This is a genomic window from Candidatus Thermoplasmatota archaeon, assembly GCA_038884455.1.
Taxonomy (GTDB): Archaea; Thermoplasmatota; E2; order DHVEG-1; family DHVEG-1; genus JAWABU01.
This window is the reverse complement of sequence record JAWABU010000026.1, coordinates 1-21543: the sequence shown is the minus strand read 5'-3', so window position 1 is coordinate 21543 and position 21543 is coordinate 1. Positions and strand designations below refer to the sequence as shown.

General features: G+C 38.2%; 21 protein-coding genes. 8 read left to right on the top strand and 13 right to left on the bottom strand.

The genetic code is table 11. From position 1 onward, the window contains the following. Positions 1 to 101: 101 nt before the first annotated feature. Genes nadA through queC form a run of 3 tightly spaced genes read left to right on the top strand, consistent with a single transcriptional unit; the run spans position 102 to position 2922 of the window. The gene (gene nadA, locus QXL17_05730) at positions 102 to 1010 is read left to right on the top strand and encodes a quinolinate synthase NadA (protein MEM4258635.1); all 909 of its coding nucleotides are present in this window, start codon (positions 102 to 104) and stop codon (positions 1008 to 1010) included. 25 nt (positions 1011 to 1035) lie between these two features. Next, positions 1036 to 2205 carry a cysteine desulfurase family protein gene (locus QXL17_05725; GenBank protein MEM4258634.1) on the top strand — a complete coding sequence of 390 codons (1170 nt, stop codon included), beginning with the start codon at positions 1036 to 1038 and terminating at the stop codon, positions 2203 to 2205. Positions 2206 to 2211: 6 nt separating this feature from the next. After that, on the top strand, positions 2212 to 2922 hold the full coding sequence (queC, locus tag QXL17_05720) for a 7-cyano-7-deazaguanine synthase QueC (protein ID MEM4258633.1): 711 nt from the start codon (positions 2212 to 2214) through the stop codon (positions 2920 to 2922). A 7-nt stretch (positions 2923 to 2929) separates the two neighbouring features. Here queC and QXL17_05715 read toward each other — a convergent pair whose 3' ends face one another. From QXL17_05715 to QXL17_05695, 5 genes are all read right to left on the bottom strand, one after another. Further along, a complete protein-coding gene (locus tag QXL17_05715) occupies positions 2930 to 3763 on the bottom strand; it encodes a S26 family signal peptidase (protein ID MEM4258632.1) in 834 nt (277 codons plus the stop codon). A 7-nt stretch (positions 3764 to 3770) separates the two neighbouring features. After that, positions 3771 to 4289, bottom strand: a complete 519-nt coding sequence (locus tag QXL17_05710; protein ID MEM4258631.1) for a nucleic acid-binding protein — start codon at positions 4287 to 4289, stop codon at positions 3771 to 3773. Positions 4290 to 4306: 17 nt separating this feature from the next. Continuing rightward, the gene (hisS, locus tag QXL17_05705) at positions 4307 to 5581 is read right to left on the bottom strand and encodes a histidine--tRNA ligase (protein ID MEM4258630.1); all 1275 of its coding nucleotides are present in this window, start codon (positions 5579 to 5581) and stop codon (positions 4307 to 4309) included. 373 nt (positions 5582 to 5954) lie between these two features. Further along, on the bottom strand, positions 5955 to 6788 hold the full coding sequence (locus QXL17_05700; GenBank protein ID MEM4258629.1) for an ABC transporter permease subunit: 834 nt from the start codon (positions 6786 to 6788) through the stop codon (positions 5955 to 5957). Next, entirely contained in the window at positions 6785 to 7813 is a 1029-nt protein-coding gene (locus tag QXL17_05695) for an ABC transporter ATP-binding protein (protein MEM4258628.1), read from the bottom strand. Before QXL17_05695 ends, QXL17_05700 begins: the two co-directional genes overlap by 4 nt. 142 nt (positions 7814 to 7955) lie before the next feature. Here QXL17_05695 and QXL17_05690 point away from each other — a divergent pair, with 142 nt between their 5' ends. Together QXL17_05690 and QXL17_05685 are read left to right on the top strand one after the other, a co-directional pair. Continuing rightward, positions 7956 to 9314, top strand: a complete 1359-nt coding sequence (locus tag QXL17_05690) for a winged helix-turn-helix transcriptional regulator (GenBank protein ID MEM4258627.1) — start codon at positions 7956 to 7958, stop codon at positions 9312 to 9314. 62 nt (positions 9315 to 9376) lie between these two features. Beyond that, positions 9377 to 9889 carry a TIGR00725 family protein gene (locus tag QXL17_05685; GenBank protein ID MEM4258626.1) on the top strand — a complete coding sequence of 171 codons (513 nt, stop codon included), beginning with the start codon at positions 9377 to 9379 and terminating at the stop codon, positions 9887 to 9889. A 229-nt stretch (positions 9890 to 10118) separates the two neighbouring features. Here the strand turns inward: QXL17_05685 and QXL17_05680 are convergent, their stop codons facing one another. Both QXL17_05680 and QXL17_05675 read right to left on the bottom strand, forming a co-directional pair. After that, positions 10119 to 10253: a hypothetical protein gene (locus QXL17_05680; protein MEM4258625.1), complete on the bottom strand. Its 135-nt coding sequence runs from the start codon at positions 10251 to 10253 to the stop codon at positions 10119 to 10121. Positions 10254 to 10429: 176 nt separating this feature from the next. After that, positions 10430 to 11308 (bottom strand): ARMT1-like domain-containing protein, encoded by an 879-nt coding sequence (locus QXL17_05675; protein MEM4258624.1) that lies wholly within the window; start codon positions 11306 to 11308, stop codon positions 10430 to 10432. Positions 11309 to 11498: 190 nt separating this feature from the next. Between QXL17_05675 and QXL17_05670 the strand changes: the two genes are divergently transcribed. Further along, the gene (locus QXL17_05670; protein ID MEM4258623.1) at positions 11499 to 11840 is read left to right on the top strand and encodes a hypothetical protein; all 342 of its coding nucleotides are present in this window, start codon (positions 11499 to 11501) and stop codon (positions 11838 to 11840) included. Positions 11841 to 12006: 166 nt separating this feature from the next. Further along, positions 12007 to 12678: a triose-phosphate isomerase gene (gene tpiA, locus QXL17_05665; protein MEM4258622.1), complete on the top strand. Its 672-nt coding sequence runs from the start codon at positions 12007 to 12009 to the stop codon at positions 12676 to 12678. A 12-nt stretch (positions 12679 to 12690) separates the two neighbouring features. Here the strand turns inward: tpiA and rpe are convergent, their stop codons facing one another. The 5 genes from rpe to QXL17_05640 form a co-directional block, all read right to left on the bottom strand. Then, complete coding sequence (rpe, locus tag QXL17_05660) at positions 12691 to 13338, bottom strand: ribulose-phosphate 3-epimerase (protein ID MEM4258621.1); 648 nt, start codon at positions 13336 to 13338, stop codon at positions 12691 to 12693. 359 nt (positions 13339 to 13697) lie between these two features. Beyond that, a complete protein-coding gene (locus QXL17_05655) occupies positions 13698 to 15260 on the bottom strand; it encodes a radical SAM protein (protein MEM4258620.1) in 1563 nt (520 codons plus the stop codon). A 49-nt stretch (positions 15261 to 15309) separates the two neighbouring features. Continuing rightward, complete coding sequence (gene gcvPB, locus QXL17_05650) at positions 15310 to 16800, bottom strand: aminomethyl-transferring glycine dehydrogenase subunit GcvPB (GenBank protein MEM4258619.1); 1491 nt, start codon at positions 16798 to 16800, stop codon at positions 15310 to 15312. 1 nt (position 16801) lies between these two features. Next, a complete protein-coding gene (gene gcvPA, locus QXL17_05645) occupies positions 16802 to 18142 on the bottom strand; it encodes an aminomethyl-transferring glycine dehydrogenase subunit GcvPA (protein MEM4258618.1) in 1341 nt (446 codons plus the stop codon). Between the two features lie 66 nt (positions 18143 to 18208). Further along, the gene (locus QXL17_05640; protein MEM4258617.1) at positions 18209 to 18694 is read right to left on the bottom strand and encodes a hypothetical protein; all 486 of its coding nucleotides are present in this window, start codon (positions 18692 to 18694) and stop codon (positions 18209 to 18211) included. A gap of 327 nt (positions 18695 to 19021) precedes the next feature. On the opposite strand from QXL17_05640, the gene QXL17_05635 reads away from it, so the two are divergent. Beyond that, the gene (locus QXL17_05635) at positions 19022 to 20023 is read left to right on the top strand and encodes a replication factor C small subunit (GenBank protein ID MEM4258616.1); all 1002 of its coding nucleotides are present in this window, start codon (positions 19022 to 19024) and stop codon (positions 20021 to 20023) included. Here QXL17_05635 and QXL17_05630 read toward each other — a convergent pair. Continuing rightward, positions 20015 to 21358 carry a cyclic 2,3-diphosphoglycerate synthase gene (locus QXL17_05630; GenBank protein ID MEM4258615.1) on the bottom strand — a complete coding sequence of 448 codons (1344 nt, stop codon included), beginning with the start codon at positions 21356 to 21358 and terminating at the stop codon, positions 20015 to 20017. The two genes, QXL17_05635 and QXL17_05630, sit on opposite strands and share 9 nt — an antisense overlap. Between the last annotated feature and the right edge of the window lie 185 nt (positions 21359 to 21543).

Here is a 21543-nt window from a genome sequence, read left to right as displayed (position 1 = left end):
AATACATTTGCCTTCATCTGATAAAAATACTGTAGAAGAGCAATATTTATGTGTGAGGGCAGTATTGCTGGTAAAAAATTAATATGGACTCCTTGATTGTTATGGAGAAAGAACAGATTATAGAAAAAATTCAGAAATTGAAAGAAAAGCAACATGCCATCCTGCTCGCGCATAATTATCAACATCCTGATATTCAAGATATTGCCGACGTTCTTGGAGATTCACTAGATCTTTCAATTAAAGCTACAAAAACTGATGCAAAGGTTATCGTTTTTTGTGGTGTTGATTTCATGGCTCAATCAGCAAAAATACTCAACCCGGAAAAAACAGTACTTCATCCTGATCCTAAAGCGCAATGTCCCATGGCTGAGATGGTCGATGTCGAAAGTCTCCGCTGGATGAAAGAAAAACATCCTGATGCTGAAGTTGTTGCGTATATTAACACGTCTGCTGAAGTAAAAGCATGTGCAGATATTTGCTGTACCTCTGCAAATGGAGTGAAAATTGTACAGTCCTGCCAAGCAAAAAAAATTATTTTTATCCCTGATACAAATCTTGGGTTGTACATTCAACGATTTGTACCTGAGAAAGAGATCCTGATTTGGCCGGGCATCTGCTCGACCCATCATAATATCACAAAAGATCACATTCTATTGTTAAAAAACAAGTATCCTGATGCTGAAGTCCTTGTCCATCCTGAATGCAGACCTGAGGTTATCGATATTGCTGATCATGCACTATCAACCAATGGTATGGTTCAGCAGGTGAAGCAATCAAAAGCAACTCGTTTCATCATTGGCACTGAAAAAGAGCTTTGTTATCGTCTCAAAAAAGAAAATCCAGATAAAATTTTTTATCCAATTGAAACTGCAATCTGCCCAAATATGAAAAAAATCACCTTGCAAAAAGTGTTAAAAAGTCTTGAAACTTTAAAACCCGCGATTCAACTCTCAAAAGAAACAATGGAAAAAGCCCGGATTCCACTACAGAAGATGATGGATTTAAAGTAAAAGAATCAGATAAGGAGCAGAGAATATGAAAAAAATATTCATGGACCATGCATCCACCACAAAAGTAGATCCTCTCGTTCTTAAAGCAATGCTCCCCTATTATTCGACCGTATACGGAAATGCATCATCGATTCATAGTTTCGGACGAGACGCGCGGGCTGCTGCTGAAAAAGCTCGAAAAGCAGTAGCACAACTTATCAAGACAGATAGCAGTGAAATTATTTTTACTTCAGGTGGTACTGAATCAGATAATCTTGCGATAAAAGGTGTTGCGTATACCTTCAAAGATAAACGAGAGACAAAAGGACCACATATCATCACTTCAACCATTGAACATTCAGCGGTTCTTGAAACCTGTAAACATCTTGAAGAGCAAGGATTTAAAGTGCATTACACCTCAGTTGATACCATGGGTATGGTGAATCTTGAAGAACTCCAAGAAGTAATCTCAAAAAACACGTTTCTGATTACAATCATGACAGCAAATAATGAGATCGGAACCGTTCAACCTATTGAAGAAATCGGGAAAATCGCCCATGAACGAAATATACTTTTTCATACCGATGCAGTTCAAGCACTAGGAAAACTCCCTATCGATGTTAAAAAAAATCATATTGATTTACTATCATTATCATCACATAAGATTTACGGACCAAAAGGAGTCGGTGCCGTATACATCAAAGATGGAGTGAAACTTCAGCCAATCATCCATGGCGGCGGTCATGAAAAAGGCATCCGTAGCAGCACGCTTAATGTACCTGGTATTGTCGGCCTTGGAAAAGCCTGTGAACTAGCTGAAAAAAGAATGGAAACCGATACACAAAAAATACAACAAAAACGAGATTCCCTAATCAAAAATATTTTAGACATCGAAGAAAGTTATCTCAACGGTCATCCTCAAAAAAGACTTGTAAACAATGCTCATTTCAGATTCACTGGAATAGAAGGAGAATCTCTTGTTTTAGCCCTTGATGAAGAAGGTATCGCTGCCTCAACAGCATCGGCATGTTCATCTATGAAGCTTCAAGCATCGCATGTTCTCACCGCGATCGGTTTAGACCCAGTACAAGCGCATGGGTCAATTCGATTGAGTTTAGGCCGAGAAACAACAGATGAAGAAATAGCGATTGTTTCGTCAGTTGTTCCAACGGTAGTTGAACGTCTACGAAAAATGTCTCCGCTTTGGAATCGATGAAGGTATATGGGGAAAAAAAAGGCAGTATGTCTCCTTTCTGGTGGACTTGACTCTGCGGTTGCTGCAGCAATCTGCAAACAACAAGGATACGATATCTATGCTTTGTCTTTTAACTATGGTCAGCGTCATAATAAAGAATTACTCTGTGCAAAAAAGATTGGCAAACATCTCAACGTGAAAAAACACGTTTTTTTTAATCTTGATTTACAGCAGTTTGGCGGATCCTCACTATTCAATCAGAAAAAACAAAAGATTCCAACACATGAACAAAAAAAGATTGGATCACAGATTCCTTCAACCTATGTCCCCGCTCGGAACACTGTTTTTTTAGCGATAGCACTTGGCTTTGCAGAAACCTGTGATGCAGATGCAATTTTCATTGGAGCAAATGCAATTGATTACAGCGGGTATCCTGACTGTCGACCAGAGTATATTGCTGCTGTTCAAAATATGGTTAATCTTGCAACGAAAAAAACAATCGAGGGGAAAAAAATCATAATTCATGCACCGCTACTTATGATGACAAAAGCAGAAATCATAAAAAAAGGATTGCAACTCGGTGTTCCTTTTGAACATACCTGGTCCTGTTATAAAGGGGGGACTAAAGCGTGTGGGAGATGCGATTCCTGTGTTCTCCGACTACAAGGCTTTCACCAGGCAAAAATCAATGATCCACTACCATATCAGAAGAAAAACTCACCGAGGATACAACGATAAAAAAAGATTATAATTGTTTTGGTTCTTGTTTCTTTTTCTTATCTCTAAGATAATCACGAATGTCAAGAACAATGGGTATCGAGATCAATATAGTTATTACAATCCCAAGACAAATAAAGGAGTCTTCATGAACATTGCTCGTCGTACTTTTCCCGTGAAGAATATCTTCAAAGAAAAGATTAATCGTTCCAAGCCAGGGGATTTCTAACCGCGCTTTTCCTGAGATCCATTCAACTTTTACCGGTTGTCTGCAGATCGTAGTAACCTGATCAATAACATTGTTATTATCTCCTTTTGTGAGGAAACCTGAATGTGTCCAAGCAGGATTCGGTTGTTTGTTATACAAACCAAGCTCAGGTATCGTCAATGAGGTTTCATTAAAGATACCATACTCTCTGATGGTGTATCTCGTTTCAACTCCATTTGAATAGACATCAACCCAACACATACACCGATGAATAATTTGAGAAACATCATTTCGACCATCAGGTTTATAAATAATGACATCTCCGTAATCACCATAGGATTGCCAGCCGTTTTCAGCTTGAGCCCCACCATATGGTCCTCCATGAGGAATAACATCAGTTCTGATTGATACTTTCTGGACAAGAACCATATCACCAGCATCGATCGTTCCAAGACGACCAAAAGGAGGATTTGGATGTTCCATACTTCCTGATTCAATAGCGACCATAGGAGCTGAAAACCACTGACCAGTATACGTCCAGAGAATCACCAGAACAACAAAAACCGCAAACAGCGCAACAAGAACGTCTCGAACAAGAGATATTTTGTTATCCTCACTTTTCCAAAATCGAATAAACGCTTGCTTGAGATTCATAGTACACCTAACTAATATCTTCCTTTCGCTGCACAGATTGTTTGGTCTGTGTTCCACAGATCGGACAGATTTCTACTGCTGTGGTAAACGTTTTTTTACACCCTGGACATCGATAATTCCATTTAAACTTTTTTGTTATACTTTGGTGTGATACCGGCTGAAAAACAATATGCAGCTCAGATGCAATATTTTGAATACTGTAATCATCACTCAGAATAATGACAACGTACGTTCCTTGATTTTTGATATCATACGCTAGCGCAAGGATCTCACAATCAGCATCTGATAAACGATGTGTTTCACCCATCTTTTTAATCGTTTTTTGGACTATACACAACGATTCAGAGGACGGCTGTTGAATGCTCAACCCTTTTCCCAGCAGCATTTCAAAAGTACGATACGAACGACCCCCCGGTCGTAACTCTTGTGAGATTTTTGGTGTTGTAACCATGAAACCATCACCAAGATTTAAGGGAATTCCTGAGAGAATTGCTGAAGTATCAAGAATAAAACATTGTTTCTGCATAGAAGAAATCAACAACCTCACTTACGAGATTTTTTCAGATACGTCAAAAGTTCAGCTACAGAAATACTCTGCTGTTCTCCTGACTTCATATCACGTAGCATCACCACATTTCGATTGAGTTCATCAGGACCTAAAATGATCGCATGCCGGGTGTTTTTCGTACTAGCAAATTTTAACGATTTTCCAATACCTCTCCGGAGAAGATCAACATCAACTTGGTAATCATCTTTTCTTAGCAGTTGCGCTAGTTCAAAAGATTTTTCAATACAGGTTTCATCGTACGGAATGATATAGATATCCAATGCTGGTTTTGGAAAGATTACATTTTGGGTTTCAAGAGCTAGAATACTTCGGTCAAATCCAATTGCAAAGCCAGCAGTTGGTACATCTTTTCCTCCAAATAAACCAACCAGATCATAGGCTCCACCACCGCAGAGTTGTTTTTCGGCCCCAAGTTTTGGTGCTTCAATTTCAAAAACCAACCCTTTGTAATAGTCAAGCCCTCGAACGATACTTAGTTTCACAGAAACATCAGGAATCTGAAAGGACTGTTGAAGCAGGGTTATAATCTGCCGGAGCTTCAGTAGTTCTTTGTGAACCTCAGGAGTGTCATTAAAAAAATTTTGAATTTGTGGAATATCAGAAGTTTGCAGTAAAGCAACAACCTCTTCAGCAATCTGTGATGATAACCCTAAACATTTCAACGCATCTAAGAGTTCATCAAACTGCGATTTATCAATAAGTGGTAACAGATTTTTCTGATCGTTGACAGAAACACTCAGTTTCTTAAATAACGCTTGAATAAGCGAGAGGTTTCCAAGATTTAGATGAAAATCCTTCAGGCCAATATTGTGTAAAATTGTATAGGCTAACGCAATCAACTCTGCATATGCCTCAGGAGTATCTGCCCCGATCAGTTCACAGCCTGCTTGCCAGAATTCTCGATATCTCCCTTTCTGTGGTCGATCATACCGAAAACAGTTCCCAAGATAGAATAACTTTAATGGTTTTGGCTCCATCTGCAATCGTTCAACATAGAAACGGATTACAGGAGCTGTAATCTCAGGCCGTAAGGTGAGCTCTCGTCCACTTTTATCAGTAAAATTATACAACTCATTGATGATTGACTGACCTGATTTTGCTGTAAATAACTCCAGATGTTCAAAGGTTGGTGTTTGAACTTCGCCATAACCAAATGAAAGAAAGGTTTTTCGAATACTCTCCTCGATATATCTCCGAATATACATTTCTTCAGGAGTAAAATCCCTTGTTCCACGCGGTAGTTGTGACACGACTTGATTGTATCACAACTTGCTTTAATATTGTTTCTATCAGGAAACGGTGCTGGTACCTTGAGAAAAAATCAATCCAGTTTTTACCATATTATCTATTGGACGGAGTTACCAAGAAATAAACTTGGATCCACAGCGTGATAAAAACCGCTAAAAACAAATTAGTATGAGAAAACAAACACTGATCAAATTACTGCTCCATACGATCTGTGTTTCTCGCCCGTACCAGATTTTCATTGAAAAAGAGCACAAACAGATAGCATTGTTTTTCAACGAAATTCAAACAATATCTATCAATACTTCTTCATCAAGGAGTTTATGCTACAGATGACAACATGTTCTATTTCCTATTTTGATGAAATAGTAGAACAGATCATGCTTCAATCCTATGAAACAATTCCATGGCAAGAATCACGAAACCGCCAAGAAACAAGAAAAGAACGAGATAATAAACCCACGGGGGGAAAAACGTATCGATCACCCCTAGCCCACCAAACAAACTTGCTGACATACAGAGAGAATACGATGTGCTAGGATTCAACAGTTCAATACCATGAATCAGCACAGCTGCATCCTTTGGAATAACCGCGGTAATGATAGGTATAAACAACCAGAACGTAAACCAGATCCCAATACCTAAAAGAATTGCAGTTGCTGTTGTTTTCGCAATACTAGAGATACACTGGGCAATCGCGATATATATTGCAAGAAAAACAATGGTTAAAACAAGAAAAATTCCTGCCTGTGAAAACTCAAGATGTTTCCCGGAGATAACACTGATCATCACTAATGCAACAACATTTACAATACCAACAGGCAATATCAAAGCAGCGGTGATACCACAGAATTTACCTAGAGCAATCGTTCTTTTCTGAACAGGTCTGCAGAGTAAAAGACTTAAAGAATTTTGTATCTTTTCTTTGACGATCACGTCAAAAGCAAGCGCAATGCCAAGTATTGGTCCGATAAAACCAATCAGCTGAACTACAAAATACAGAATAATCACAGGACCTTTCTGTATATTAGATCCATTCATATCAGAAAAATCAAAATTCATCACAACTGAACCGACACCAACCGAAAACAAAATAAACAAAGTAAACAACAAGAGAAGTATAACCATACGAATGCTTTTCAAATTCATAAAAAATTCTTTTTTAAACACTATATAAAAACCAAAGAGGTGATCCATCATATTTTGTTTCATGGAGAACCACCTCTGATGAGTGACAAAAAAATATCCTCAAGATCAGGCTGTTTACGTTCAAGACCAGTCACACCGATACCGTGCTGCACTAGGGTATGGTTAATCAATGAGATGCTTGCTTTTTCCGGAGATATCTCAACTTCCAATTTTTTTGCTTCACTGTTATTTACAACCCGTATCACTCCTGGAATCTGTTGAACCACATCTACAGCCTCATCAGTCATATTCTCATACGATACAATGAGGAGCATGTTTTTCTTTTCTGAAACCTTTTTACTCAACCCTTGAATAGAATCAACAGCAATGATTTTTCCTTGCCGGATGATTCCGACATGATCACAAATCGCCTGAACCTCAGAGAGTATGTGTGATGATAAAAAAATTGTCACCCCTTTCTCATTGAGCGATCGTATGACTGTTCGAAACAGATGGATTGTTTCCGGATCCAGACCAATCGTCGGCTCATCTAAAATCAGCACTTCAGGATCATTCAAGAGTGCTGATGCAAAACCAACTTTTTGTTTCATCCCTCGAGAAAACGTTTTAATCTTTTTGTCTTTCACGTCGATCAGATGCATCATCGTTAAAAGTTCATCAATTTTTTTCCGACGTACCTCTCGTGGTATTTTGTAAAATTCAGCATAATACTCAAGAATCTCAAATGCACTCATCTCACCATAAAAACCAGGAACATCGGGCATATACCCAATTCGTCGTTTAACTTCAAGAGGATCTTTTTGCACATCAAAACCACACACCTGAATTGAGCCTTGAGTAGGCCGAAGCAACGTTGTGATCATTTTTATTGTCGTTGTTTTCCCAGCACCATTCGGACCAAGAAAACCAAAAATCTCACCTCTACCCACAGAAAAAGAAATCGAATCAACCGCTTTTTGTACATGATAGTATTTACAAACATTCTCTAAAACAATAACAGCTTCAGCGGATTTTCTGTTCGGTACTTCTCGACCGATACCTGATTGCATAGAGGTAGTATTTAAAATCGGAGATGAATCATTAGTCATTTTGAGGTTCCTTGCTACGTTGTATATAACCACTCTATTTAAATCCCATCTGTATTTTCAACACTAGAACCTTTTGTCACACTATCAAAATTTTGTCTCAAAACATATAAAAACATCTAGTTCTTTAAATATTTTAAGATTCATGAACGCAAGGGGACGAATACAAACAATCATCTTCGTTTTATATTTTTTATTAGCTGTTATTATCTGCTCGCTAAATATTCTCGTATTTGCATCTGACTATAGTTCATCTGAAACATCCCCGGCAAACACATCCTCTGCACAAAAACACCATGAGATAGATACTACTGGTGAAAAATCAAATGTGCCGTACACCTCACTTATTACAAAAACATCATTAAAAAAGTATCCTCAAATCATCAATGGAACAAAAACAACCGTTATCGAACTTCCTGAAAACAGCACCGTTATACAACTTCCAAACAATCGTATCGGTGTTGACTATGCAGATGTTGAAAAAACAGTATTTCCTGAGGGAACAAGACTTACATCTCATGAGAAAGATATCTTGATTTCAATACCTGAACAACCAGATACTATTAAAGCGAGTAATGTGTTAATTCTTCCTGTTGAAAAAATAACGTCATCAGCGTTGATTGCCCAAAAGATACCAAAACTGGACCACTATCAAGTCACGATCACACTTCCCTCTTTTTCAAGCCCTGTTTTTCACGAAAATATTAATCATTATACGATAGATTGGGGTGATGAAACAATAGAAACCTATACAAAAGATGATCAGGTAATTACTCATACGTATACCAACAGTGGCCAGTATACTATTGTGTTTGCCATTACAGATTCTTTTGGTTTTACGTATGAATTGAATAAAAATTGTACTGTTGAATATGAAGGGGACCTGCTTCGTTCGTATTACGTACTCGAAGCAAATAAAGAACCAGTTGCTGTTACCACATCGACTAGTCTTGGGTTACTCACCCTTGGTTTTATTGCACTTACGGAAACTGGAAAATATAAATTTCTTGCACTCTTAATAGTATTTATTCCACTGTATACCAGAATTCAAAAAGAAGATGTTCTTGATCAATTTGTCCGAGGTCAAATCTATGGATTTATCAAAACAAATCCAGGTGTTCATTACAATCAGATACGGCGAAAAATTGATGTGAAAAACGGAACCTTGTCATATCATTTGTGGGTCCTTGAAAAAACAGAATTGATCAAATCACGACGGGAAGGGTTACGGTACCGAGCTTTTTATCCAACGGCAATGAAATTTCCAAAAGAAGAACGATTCCGATTAACTGAACTGCAGATACAAATTGTAAATCTTATTCAGCAAAATCCAGGCATCCATCAAAAGGAAATAGCACGTGTACTCCATCAAAAACCTCAAACCATTAATTATAACATTAAAATCTTAGCGCAAGCAGATATCATTCAAGTATCGAAAAAAGGAAGAAAAACCCGATGTTATACGAAAACACGAAAACAAGATGAGACAACAACTACAACATAACAAATACATTATATTTTATCCTTTTAGGAATGCTTAAAAGCATCTAAAGTATAGTCGCTCATATGAGATCAATTATTGCGGTCTGCGGCAGTGATGGATCAGACATACATTTAAGTTCTTATGCTCTAAAAGTTGCTGAGGATGTTGGTCGTTTTATTGCTCAGCGAAATGGTGTTCTTCTTTGTGGAGGTCGGAGCGGCATCATGCAGGCTGCTTGTTTTGGTGCATGTCAGGCAGGTGGTGTGACTATAGGGATCCTTCCCGAATCAAAACAAGAAGCAAATCCGTACGTTGATATTGGATTAATTTCTGGCCTAGGATCTCGCAGGAATACGCTGGTTGTTGGTTTTAGCGATGTTGTTATAGCTCTGGCAGGTCGATGGGGTACTTTAAATGAACTTACGTATGCATTTATTATAAAGAAACCAGTTGTTCTCATACGTGGTACCGGTGGATGTGTTGATGCGTTAATTTCTGGGGCTTTTCATATAAATAGTCAGGATAATCCCTATTACATTGCTGATACAGCGTTTGATGCTGTTGAAAAAGCATTTGACCTGCTCAAAGACCAATAAAAGATTATCTCTCATGACTGTTTTTCAAAATGACAAAATGAATAAAAATATTTATAAATTACTTTTTACAAAGTATAACTTAAGAGGATCTGGAGTATTCTTTTCATTCCTTTTCCTTCCATCTCTCCTACATCCTTCCAGATCCTTTCCATCTCTCCTAAGAAATAATTTTTGTTATTATTTGGCTATTATTTTTTGAATATTACACTAAAAAAAACGGCATCACTTTTTATATCTCAGACTGTCGTTGTTGTTTTAATCGCCGTTGTGCTTCCACTTCAGCTTGAAACTCAGTGTATCCGAGTCCAATGAGATGCCAGTAAATCGCATCTTTTAAGAGTTGCTCACTATTATTTTCCCCCATATCTATATACCTGCAATAGTATATTATATTTATAGATATATAAATTTTACTAAAATTATTATTAAACGTAACAACTAGTAAAGGTAAAAAGTACAACGTTTGTATAGCGCCAGCTGATATCTTTAATGAAAAGCGAGCTTAAAAACGCGTATTTATCTCTAAAATCGTTTAAGCAGTCAATATTCGAGTTTAATAATGTTTTTATTAACCGGTAATCCCATAGAACGAGCAATAGGACTACATTTCGTCCGTAATAAATATAGAATAGGTTTATACCGTGTTTCAGAAAACGTCTCATAATTTGCCATTCCCTTACAAACAATTAAATCAGCAGAATCTAATCTCTGTTTAACCTGTTTAGGCAATCTTCGAAAATCAACTCCAACCGCAAAACATCCTGTCGTAAGAACTCGATCGACAACCGAATCAAACCCTATTTGCTTCACATCAGCTAATGTTGCATCACTAAGCACTGGTTTTCCCCGAACAACCAACGTAATATCAAGCTCAGGATACGCTTTTTTCAACTCTTGACACACGATCTTATCAAAAACAATTTCACCACTATTATCAGTAAAATAGATAAGATGTCGAGATTTTTCTAAAAGTGATTGAACCTTTGCAAAGTCATCATGTCCAAGTTTTTCACGATACAATTTATAAAACAGGTTCGTTAAATTTTCGGGATTGGTACTTCCCCCATCAATACCAAAATCAAGAATATTTCCAACTATAGCACATATCATACTTGTTTTTATTGGGTTCTTAGATTGAGCAACACAGCGTGTAACATCAGCAACAAGAGAACATGCAACAGAATTACTTTGATCTTTTAACACAGCATAGGGATCAGTATCTTTTAATAACTGGTAGGTCCGCTGATGAACTTTTGTAGCAATATACGCACTACATTCATCTGGATCGTACAAATCACCAAGAAGATGACATATGTTTTGAATAATCCTTATTTGTAGATTTTTATCTGAAGTACTTTGTTCTACTTCAAAGATCACCCTTTTGATCAGACAGGGTATACATTCTGTTTGAATTTTCATAATGTCCCTCAAATGATCAAGAATTTATATTGATTACTTTGACTTGTGGGGAGTTAGTTTGTTCTGAAAAAACCCTTCGGATATATCAAGTATATAATAATTTTACAGAGTTTTCAACGTAACAAGCGAAATATTAATATAGTACATATTTATAATATATACATATATAAAATATAATGGGGCTTGAACTATGAAGAAAAAGATACTTGGCATAATAATGTGTATGTTACTAATTGGCGTATTACCCAATATAGCTGCAATGACCTGCGCACCACAACCTGACGAACAACCAACAGGAATATTTGACCGGACGTTCATCCGAGGATTTATTTTATTTCCACGAGTATCACGATTTGGAGACACCATGAAATTCTTTGCACTCAACCTCCACTACCGAACCACAAACCTCCTCGGAACAATCTCGGGAACCATGAGACTTAAAAGAATAGAAATACCTCTTGAATTTCATGGATTCCGTGGAAACTTCTATATCTTTGGAACCTTCAAAGGAAACCTTGAAGATTTCTACTAAACTTTTTCCCCATCATCTTCTTTTTTTCTTTTTTCAAAAACAAAAAACACAACAATACTCTTTTTCGCTTACCTAAAATTTTTGCGTACCCATTACACATAAGCTATTTATCATACCATATTCATTACCATACATAAAAAAATCTATCGTGAGGAGACAATAATTCATGTTAAAAACCCCGACTATTGTCGTCAACGTAAAAACATATACCGAATCAACCGGAACCAAAGCACTTGAAATCGGACAAATCATGCAAACCGTGGCAGAAGAAACAGGAGCAAGCATGGCAATCGCTGTACAACCAATGGACATCATGCTATGCAGCAAGAATCTTAAAATACCAGTGTACGCCCAACACATTGACCCAATAACACCGGGAAGTCATACCGGATGGATACTCCCTGATGCAGTTGTTGCCGCAGGAGCGAAAGGTACACTCATCAACCATAGTGAACATCGACTCATCCTTGCCGACATCGACAGCTGTATAACGTTAGCAAAGAAGAACAATCTTGATCAAATCGTCTGTACGAATAACGTGGCAACTTCAAAAGCAGCAGCAGCACTATCACCAAATTTTATCGCTGTTGAACCACCAGAACTCATCGGCGGTGACATCTCCGTAACCACTGCAAATCCAGACATCGTCAAAAACAGTGTTGATGTTGTGAAAAAAATTGATACCGATGTTCGGGTACTCTGCGGAGCAGGCGTCAAAAATGGAAAAGACGTTCAGATGGCACTCAAACTTGGAGCAGACGGAGTGCTACTTGCAAGCGGCGTGGTCAAGGCAAAAGACAAACTTGCAGTCATTCGTGACCTAGCATCTGGACTTTGAAAATCGTTCTAGTTATGCTTCTTTCAATAAACGAATCGCGTCAGCATACCTTTTATTTTTAAAAACAAAATTTGCTGCAACCAACACTGTTGCTCCATTCTGTTTAGCAATACGGGCGGTTTCTTGATTAATCCCGCCATCAACTTGGAGAAAAATTTCTTTTTTTGATGCATCAATCAATTGACGAGCTTGTCTTATTTTTGGTACAACATCATAAATAAATGATTGTCCTGAAAAACCGGGATGAACCGACATAATCAAAACTAAATCAAGATCTGTAAGTACTGCTTTCACTGGTTCTAATGAGGTTTCAGGATTCACCGACATTCCAGCTTTACACCCACAAGCATGGATTTTTTGTAGAATCTTTTTATGATCTGTTGTTGTCTCAGCATGAATCGTAATCAAATCAGCACCAGCTTTGGCAAATGCTTCAATATACTGATGAGGTTCTTTAATCATCAGATGACAATCAAAAAACAGTTTCGTTTTTTTCCGAATACCGGCAACCACTACAGGACCCATCGTAATATTTGGCACGAAATGACCATCCATAACATCAAGATGAATCCATTCGGCGCCGGCTTGTTCAAGAGCCGTTACTTCGTCTCCTAAACACGAAAAATCCGCTGAAAGAATCGACGGAGCAATAATCACCATATATTTCAACACAGGATAATCAACACATACTTTATAAATATGAACCTTTTGAAGAAAATGAAGTGTATGTGGATTAGTTTTAATGTTAGATACATTCGTTATTTTTTCAATTTGACATTTTCACAGAACAGATTTTTATATATGAAGAAGCCGTATAGTTTTGAACACTAAAACGGCAGGTCTTTTTTTCCCATCAAAACCTGCCGCATCCCATCCTATATATGCAGAGCTATCGTTTATACTTCTGAACTATAGATACATTCATACTACCAGTCGATTTCTTATGAACAAAATATAGAGTATGTCTCTATATACTGTATATCTGGTACATCGAAGATCTGCGGAGAAGAGTTAAAAAATTATTTTTCTTTATTGCGTTTTCTCCATTCATCCAGTGGCGTACTGAATTTCTGTTCAACCTCAGTTCGATAGGTTGGCCCACCATTGTATGCACAAAACGGAATAATGCGATCATCTGGTGTTGCATAATGGATGACACATCGTTTTACTCGTTCAATATCATAGTTATATGAATCTTGGAAATGCATCGCCCCGATCATCAAGGTCTTCCAGGTAAACTCTCCAACTGCTTTTTTATCTTTTTCAAAAGCAACTGTCGATAACGCATCAACAATATCTATTCCTTCAGGCATCTTATTTTTATCAATAAATTCACCAAAATATTTTTCAAAGGTTTTTTTCAGATCACTTTTTTTCTTAAATCGTTTTGCAATGCGTATCAAGAATTGGTATTTTTCTGCTTTACCAGCAAGCTCTTCCATTCGTGTAAATAATCCTTCGACATCAACAAACCGCGGGATTGGTGTCACGGTACCATTATTGACAAAGACAAACGTTGCATAGCCGCAATGAGGATGTGATGTAAAGGTAACTTCATCTCGATTTGAAAGAATTGATACAAGTTCAGAAACAGGAGCAACAATGGGAACTGGGTAGAAATCATCTTTTTTCAGAAACGTTGTTTGGTTTTCTAAATCTTTTATCAGATCAGGAATTGTGTACCGTTGCTTGGCTAATTCTTTTGTATCGATTCGACCAGTAAATGAGACTGGCTGGTAGTTCACACCACGGATCACCTGTGCATTATCAACAGCATATTGTGCAATTGCGCCAACCTGATCATCATTAACGGTTTTAACCACTGTTGGCACGAGAACTGTTGAAAGTGGTTTCGGAGTTACTTTTTTACAGTTTTCGACAGCTTTTAGTTTTATGTCAAGGAGCTTTCGACCGCGTGCAGCAATATAATCCTTCTCCCGCAAACTATCAAATTGTAGATATATCGTATTCATCCCTGCATCACGCATGTTTTGACAAAACTCAAAATCAACCATCTTCAAACCATTTGTTGCAACTTGAATCTGAGCAAAACCTAGTTCTTTTGCTTTTTTAATAACATCAAAAAACCGTGGGTAAATCGTTGGCTCCCCACCAGCAAATTGGATTGCTTTACACGGTACCGGCCGTTCAGCCCGTAGATTTTCCATCATCCGAACAACTTCATCAAAGGTTGGTTCGAAAACATAGCCAGCTGCATTGGCATTTGCAAAACAAATCGGACATTGGAGATTACATCGATTTGTCAGATCAATGAGTGCAAGACAGGTATGTGATAAATGCAGGTTGCAGAGACCACATTCCTGAGGGCAGATCTTTGCATCTTTGATAAAGGGGTTATCGACACCTGTTCCATCAAACGCCCATTTTTCTGCTTTGAGATACATGCCGACATCTGACCAGTATACATCTTCGAATTCTCCATGGTTTTTACAGGTTTTATGAATCATGACTTTTCCATTTTTTTCAAAAAGTGTTGCTTTGATGATGTTTTTGCATTCAGGACACAGTGATAAAGTTTCTTTGGGCAGTCCTGTGACAAGAACAGATTTTTGCGATGGCATATGATCCCTTATTTGTAGAATATTATCGTAAGTATGTAAAAAATCATACTTATTTAATTGTGTCGGCTTTTTGAAGAAGGATCTTTTCTTCCTGTTTTCTCTGGAGCATCTTCCAATTTAAGATTGAATCTTTTACTGCTTTGGTTTCATCAATCCGTTTAACTGAGGTATTCTGTGGTGCTTGATGCAGAAGAGCAGGATCTTCATCGGCAATAATACGTAAAACATCGATATATTGGTCTAAGGTTTTCTTTGATTCTGTTTCTGTCGGTTCAATCATTAATGCTTCTTTGACAAGAAGAGGAAAATATATGGTAGGTGGATGCAATCCATAATCAAGAAGACGTTTTGCAATGTCGAGTGCCCGAATACCTTTTTCTTGCAATAGTTTTTCACAGCTAAGTACAAATTCATGTTTACGGAGATTTTTTCCCGGGAGACTATATTTTCCTGATTCAAGGATCTTTTCCTTCATATAATTTGCGTTGAGCACAGCGATTTCTGATGCTTCTTTGAGGCCATCCGCTCCCATCATGGTAATGTACACATAAGCACGAACAAGCACAGAAAAATTACCATAAAAACTCCTAATTTTTCCAATAGATTGAGGATAATCATAGTCTAAGTGATATTGAGTATGTTCAAGAATAATCCGAGGTACCGGGAGAAATCGTTCAAGCTTTTTTTTCACTCCAACGGGTCCAGCTCCCGGACCCCCGCCACCATGAGGGGTAGCAAAGGTCTTATGGAGGTTCACATGAACGATGTCAAAACCCATGTCACCAGGTCGTGCTTTTCCCATGATTGCATTCATGTTTGCACCATCATAATAAAGCAGTGCGCCAGCATCATGAACGAGCTTGGCGATGTCGAGGATATCATGTTCAAAGATGCCGAGCGTGTTCGGGTTGGTTAACATAAAAACAGCAGTTCGATGAGAAAGCGTCTTTTTTAATGCTGTTAGATCAACCGTTCCCTCGGGTGTTGAAGGGATCTCGACTATCTGATACCCAGCCATAGCAGCACTTGCAGGATTTGTCCCATGAGCAGTATCAGGAAGAATAATTTGATCTCGTGCGAAATCTTTGTGATATTCATGGTATGCCTTGGCAATTAACAAACCAGTAAATTCACCATGAGCCCCAGCTGCTGGTTGTAACGTCATAGCATCCATCCCTGTGATTTCGCACAGCATTTTTTCAAGTTCGTACATCAGTTGAAGATTTCCCTGAATTGTTTCTTGGTTTTGACAAGGATGTGTCGCAGTAAATTGTTCCCAAGCACTGATACGATCACAGAGTTTAGGATTATACTTCATGGTACACGATCCCAGTGGATAAATTCCCGTGTCAACACCATAGTTCATCTGACTGAGACGGAGATAATGACGGACAACCTGATTTTCTTCGAGATCAGGAAGTGAAATATTCTGCTTTTTTCGCAGTGACGCAGGTATATCTGAGTCTGGTTTGAATTCTGCTTTTGGTTTGTCATCAAGCTCGTTAATCAAGGGTTCATCATACCTAACGCTTCGGTACATATTAAAAGACCTCCGAAAGGATTTTTGATACGTGGTCAATGTCTTCTGATGTTGTTAGTTCTGTGACGCCGAAAAGTAGACAATTTTTCAATTCAGGGTACATGGTTTCAAGTGGGAGACCACCATGAATACCATGTTTGAAAAGAGTGTAGTTAACTTTGCGTGCATCAGGCGTTCGTAGAACTATTTCGTTAAAATACGCTGCTTGGAATTCTTGATGAAACCCAGGGATTTTTGTTACTGTTGTACAGAAGTCAACTGCTTTCTTATGATTAATCCGGCTGAGTTTTTCTAAACCAGTGCCACCGAGAAGTCCAAGATAAACTGTTGCCGTGAGTGCACAGAGTCCCTCATTGGTGCAGATGTTACTGGTTGCTTTACTTCGTCGAATATGTTGCTCCCGGGTTTGAAGAGTCATACAAAAAGCACGTTTCCCTTGAGCATCTGTAGTAAGTCCAATGATTCGACCGGGCAATTGTCGAACATATTCTTTTTTACATGCAAAAATACCAAGACTTGAACCACCAAAATCAAGCGAATTTCCTAGATTTCTTCCTTCTCCAATGACAATATCTGCGTGGTATTCACCTGGATTTTTGACTATGCCAAGGCTGATCGGATCAACCCCGACAACGAATAATGCGTTGTTTTCTTTGATGAGGCTGTAGAGATGCTCTACGTCATCTTCGAAGACGCCGAAAAAATTTGGATTTTCCAGGTAGACACCGCATACGGTTTGGTCAAGATGTTGCGCTAAAATATTGAGATTTATTTTTCCGGTTTTTTGGTCATACGGTATCTCTTTGATAGTGATTCCTGCTCCTTTGGTATAATTACGAAGAACGCAGCGCTTATCCCATGAAACGTTCGTAGGTACCAGAAAGGTTTTTTTATTGTTGATCCTGCTGCACATGAGAGCTGCTTCACCAAGTGCAGTTGCACCATCATAAAGAGATGCATTTGCAACATCCATGCCGGTGAGTTCACAGATCATGCTTTGATATTCAAACATGGCTTGGAGAAAACCTTGGCTTGCCTCAGGTTGATACGGGGTGTATGCAGTGTAGAATTCTGATCGAGAGACAATCGTTTTTACTGCTGCGGGAATATAGTGATGTTTAATACCTCCCCCGAGAAAACTTGGCATCATGCTGCAGGGTTTATTTTTGTTGGCGATTTTTTTGAGTTTTTCCTCGGTTTCCTGTTGGTTCAATCCTGGAGGGAGGTTAAGATTTTTTATTCTGATCTGATGTGGTACATCTACAAAAAGTTCATCAATGCTTTGAAGGTGCAATTCTTCGAGCAGTTCTTGTTTACTAGATACATTTGGTATAAAGTTCATAAAAAACCCCAAAAGGGGGTAACAGACATGTTCTTAAAGAAGCTTATGATTTGAAAAGTTGGTTTTTTAGTGGTTGATGAAGAGTGCTGCTGCATTCAGATTGTTAATCGAAAGATCCCATATTTTTAATGAAAGTGAATTCCAAGGATTGTCGTCGATGGTGCTGACGACTTTTCCAAGAATTTGACTTGGATACACAAGTTCATCGTTTTTCTCTGGGTTGATCACATGATATCTCTCAATGATTTCTTCGATCTGTACATTATCAACAGAGGAGCATATGAGATCACCGTTATTTTTGATGTAGAAAATGGTGTCCCCAATGTTGATTGAAAACTGAGGATGGGTTGCTTTTTGGATGATGAGATATGGAGTATTGCGGTTTTTAATGCCGAGTTCATCGGTTTTATAGTAGGTGTAGTACGTATGATTGATGAATGAATCGATAAATCCATTGAATCCAAGGATATTGGTCATGGTAAGAAACGGGAGATTTGCAATGATGAGGAATGCCACAAATTTAATAATGTGATTTGTGGTTTTTTTCTCCATATTTAACCTTCCTTGCTATAGTTTAACTTGCTATTCCTTGTCATGAAATTTATATAAAGTTTTTGTGGCAAAATGACAAAACAGAAAACTTCCGCAATTTTACCTCAAGAAAAAACATCAATCAATGGCCACACGAGGACCCACCAACAAATATGCAGGAAATATTGATTGAAAAAAGGTATTCGGGAAAAGTATTCGGGATAAAATATAACTTGCGGAAACTCAAGCAAAAACTTATTTTTATTTTATTAAGTTATAAAAAATTTTTGAGAAGTCTACGCAAGGGATGAAGGTAACAAAGATTAATAAAATCGTGGAATATTATCCATGATGACGGGTACGAAAGAAATGACAGAAGATCGTGCATCACAAGAAATATGGATTGAGAAATATCGACCGAGGACACTTGAAGAAATTGTTGGTCAAGATGCAATCATCGAAAGATTACTTGCCTACGCAAAAACAAAAAACGTCCCCCATTTAATTTTCGCCGGCCCTGCAGGAACCGGGAAAACCACCTCAGCAATCGCACTTGCACGAGCGGTCTTTGGTGAAAAAACTTGGAAACAAAACTTCCACGAACTCAACGCAAGCGATGAACGAGGTATTGCAATCATCCGAGGTAAAATAAAAGATTTCGCACGAACCGCACCGATTGGAGATGTACCTTTTAAACTCATCTTTCTTGACGAAGCTGACGCGCTAACCCCTGATGCACAAGCAGCACTCAGAAGAACCATTGAACGATATTCTCACAACTGTCGTTTTATTCTCTCAGTCAATTACTCATCAAAAATCATAGAACCAATACAATCACGATGTGCTGTGTTCCGCTTTAAACCAATTCTTCCTGAAAATATCAAACAATATATCAAGAAAATTGCCACCAAAGAAAAACTTGAAATCACTCCCGATGGACTTGAAACTTTGATTTATATCTCTCGCGGAGACATGCGAAAAGCAATTAATCTCCTTCAAGTTGGAGCATCTGTCGATCATACGATAACTGCTGATCTCCTCTATCAGACCTCAACAACAGCACGACCTGAAGATGTAAAACAGCTCATCCTGACTGCACTCACCGGTAATTTTATCGCTGCACGAAACCAACTCTACGACTTACTCATTAAATACGGTCTTTCTGGCGAGGATATTATCCGGCAAATGCATACAACGATTTTTGATCTCACAATTCCTGATGAGTATAAGATACAACTCATTGAAAAAACCGGTGAAATCGAGTTCCGCATCGTCGAAGGAAGTAATGAACACATCCAACTCGAAGCGCTCCTAGCCCAGTTTGCACTTATTGGTAAAAAATTAAAGTAGATTTTGTTTTTTTAAGAATTCAACAACGATTTTTTCTAAAGCTTGTGCGGTATCAGGACCAACACCATACCGAACCCGGAGCAACGGTTTATTGATTTTTACCACTCGGTTTAAATCAATTGGCGTGCCGCTAATCACAAGGTCACACGGAATACTGTTGATCGTTTGTTCCAGTTCTTTGATCTGTTTTTTTCCATATCCCATCGCAGGTAAAACACGACTGAGATGATTATATTTTTCAAATGTGGTTTTAATACTTCCAATTGCATATGGCCGAGGATCAACAATTTCATGCGCCTTATTGTTCTGTGCAGCAACCGTACCAGCACCATATGCCATACTGCCATGCGTCACCGTCGGACCGTCTTCGATTACTAACACATTTTTTCCTTGAATTTGTTCAGGATGATCGCAGGTAACTACCGAGTTTCCAAGAATAATTTTTGCTTGTGGATTTACAAGTTTAATGTTTTCTTTAACCATGGTGATCGCTTCTTTTGACGCAGTGTTAACCTTGTTGATGACAACGACATCAGCAGCTCGAACATTCATCTCACCAGGATAATATGATATTTCATGACCCGCACGGTGAGGATCAGCTATAGTTATCAACAGATTCGGTTTGATGAATGGAAAATCATTATTTCCGCCATCCCAGATGATGACATCTGCTTCTTTTTCAGCTTCACGTAAGATCATTTCGTAATCTACACCAGCATAAATAATGCCATTCATATCAATATACGGCTCGTATTCTTCTCGTTCCTCAATCGTACAATTGTATTTATCTAAATCATCGTAGGAAGCAAACCGTTGACATATCTGCGAGATCAGATTTTGATCATAGGGCATTGGATGACGAATGCTTGCAACTCGAAGTTTATTATTCCGAAGAATTTCGAAAATCTGCCGAGAAATCTGAGATTTACCGGCCCCTGTACGAACCGCACACACGGCAATAACTGGTTTTGAGGATTGAAGCATGGTTGATTTTGCACCCATGAGCATGAAATCAGCACCAGCAGCATTTGCCATTGATGCTCGATTCATCACGTAGGTATGTGGGATATCACTATATGCAAAAACCACCCGATCAACATCATATTTTTTTATGATATCCATCACTTCTTCTTCAGGATAAATTGGTATCCCCTGCGGGTAGAGATCACCTGCAAGCTGTTTTGGATACTTTCGACCAGCAATATCAGGAATCTGGGCCGCTGTAAATGCAACAACCTCATAATGAGGATTATCTCTGAAAAAAACATTAAAGTTATGGAAATCTCGACCAGCAGCACCCATAATGACAACTTTTACACGTTCATGTCGAAGCATACTTCTTTTCCCTCAACCCCTGCAACTGGTGATGATTTATAGCTTTTTCTTCAATATGGGCTACATCCCGAAATGAATCCATAAATTCAGCATAACGTCTCATTTTGCTGTGAGAATCACGCACAGCAAACAGAAAAAATCATAATTCAACAAGCTTTTTTACAGATTTTTTCAACAAAACCATC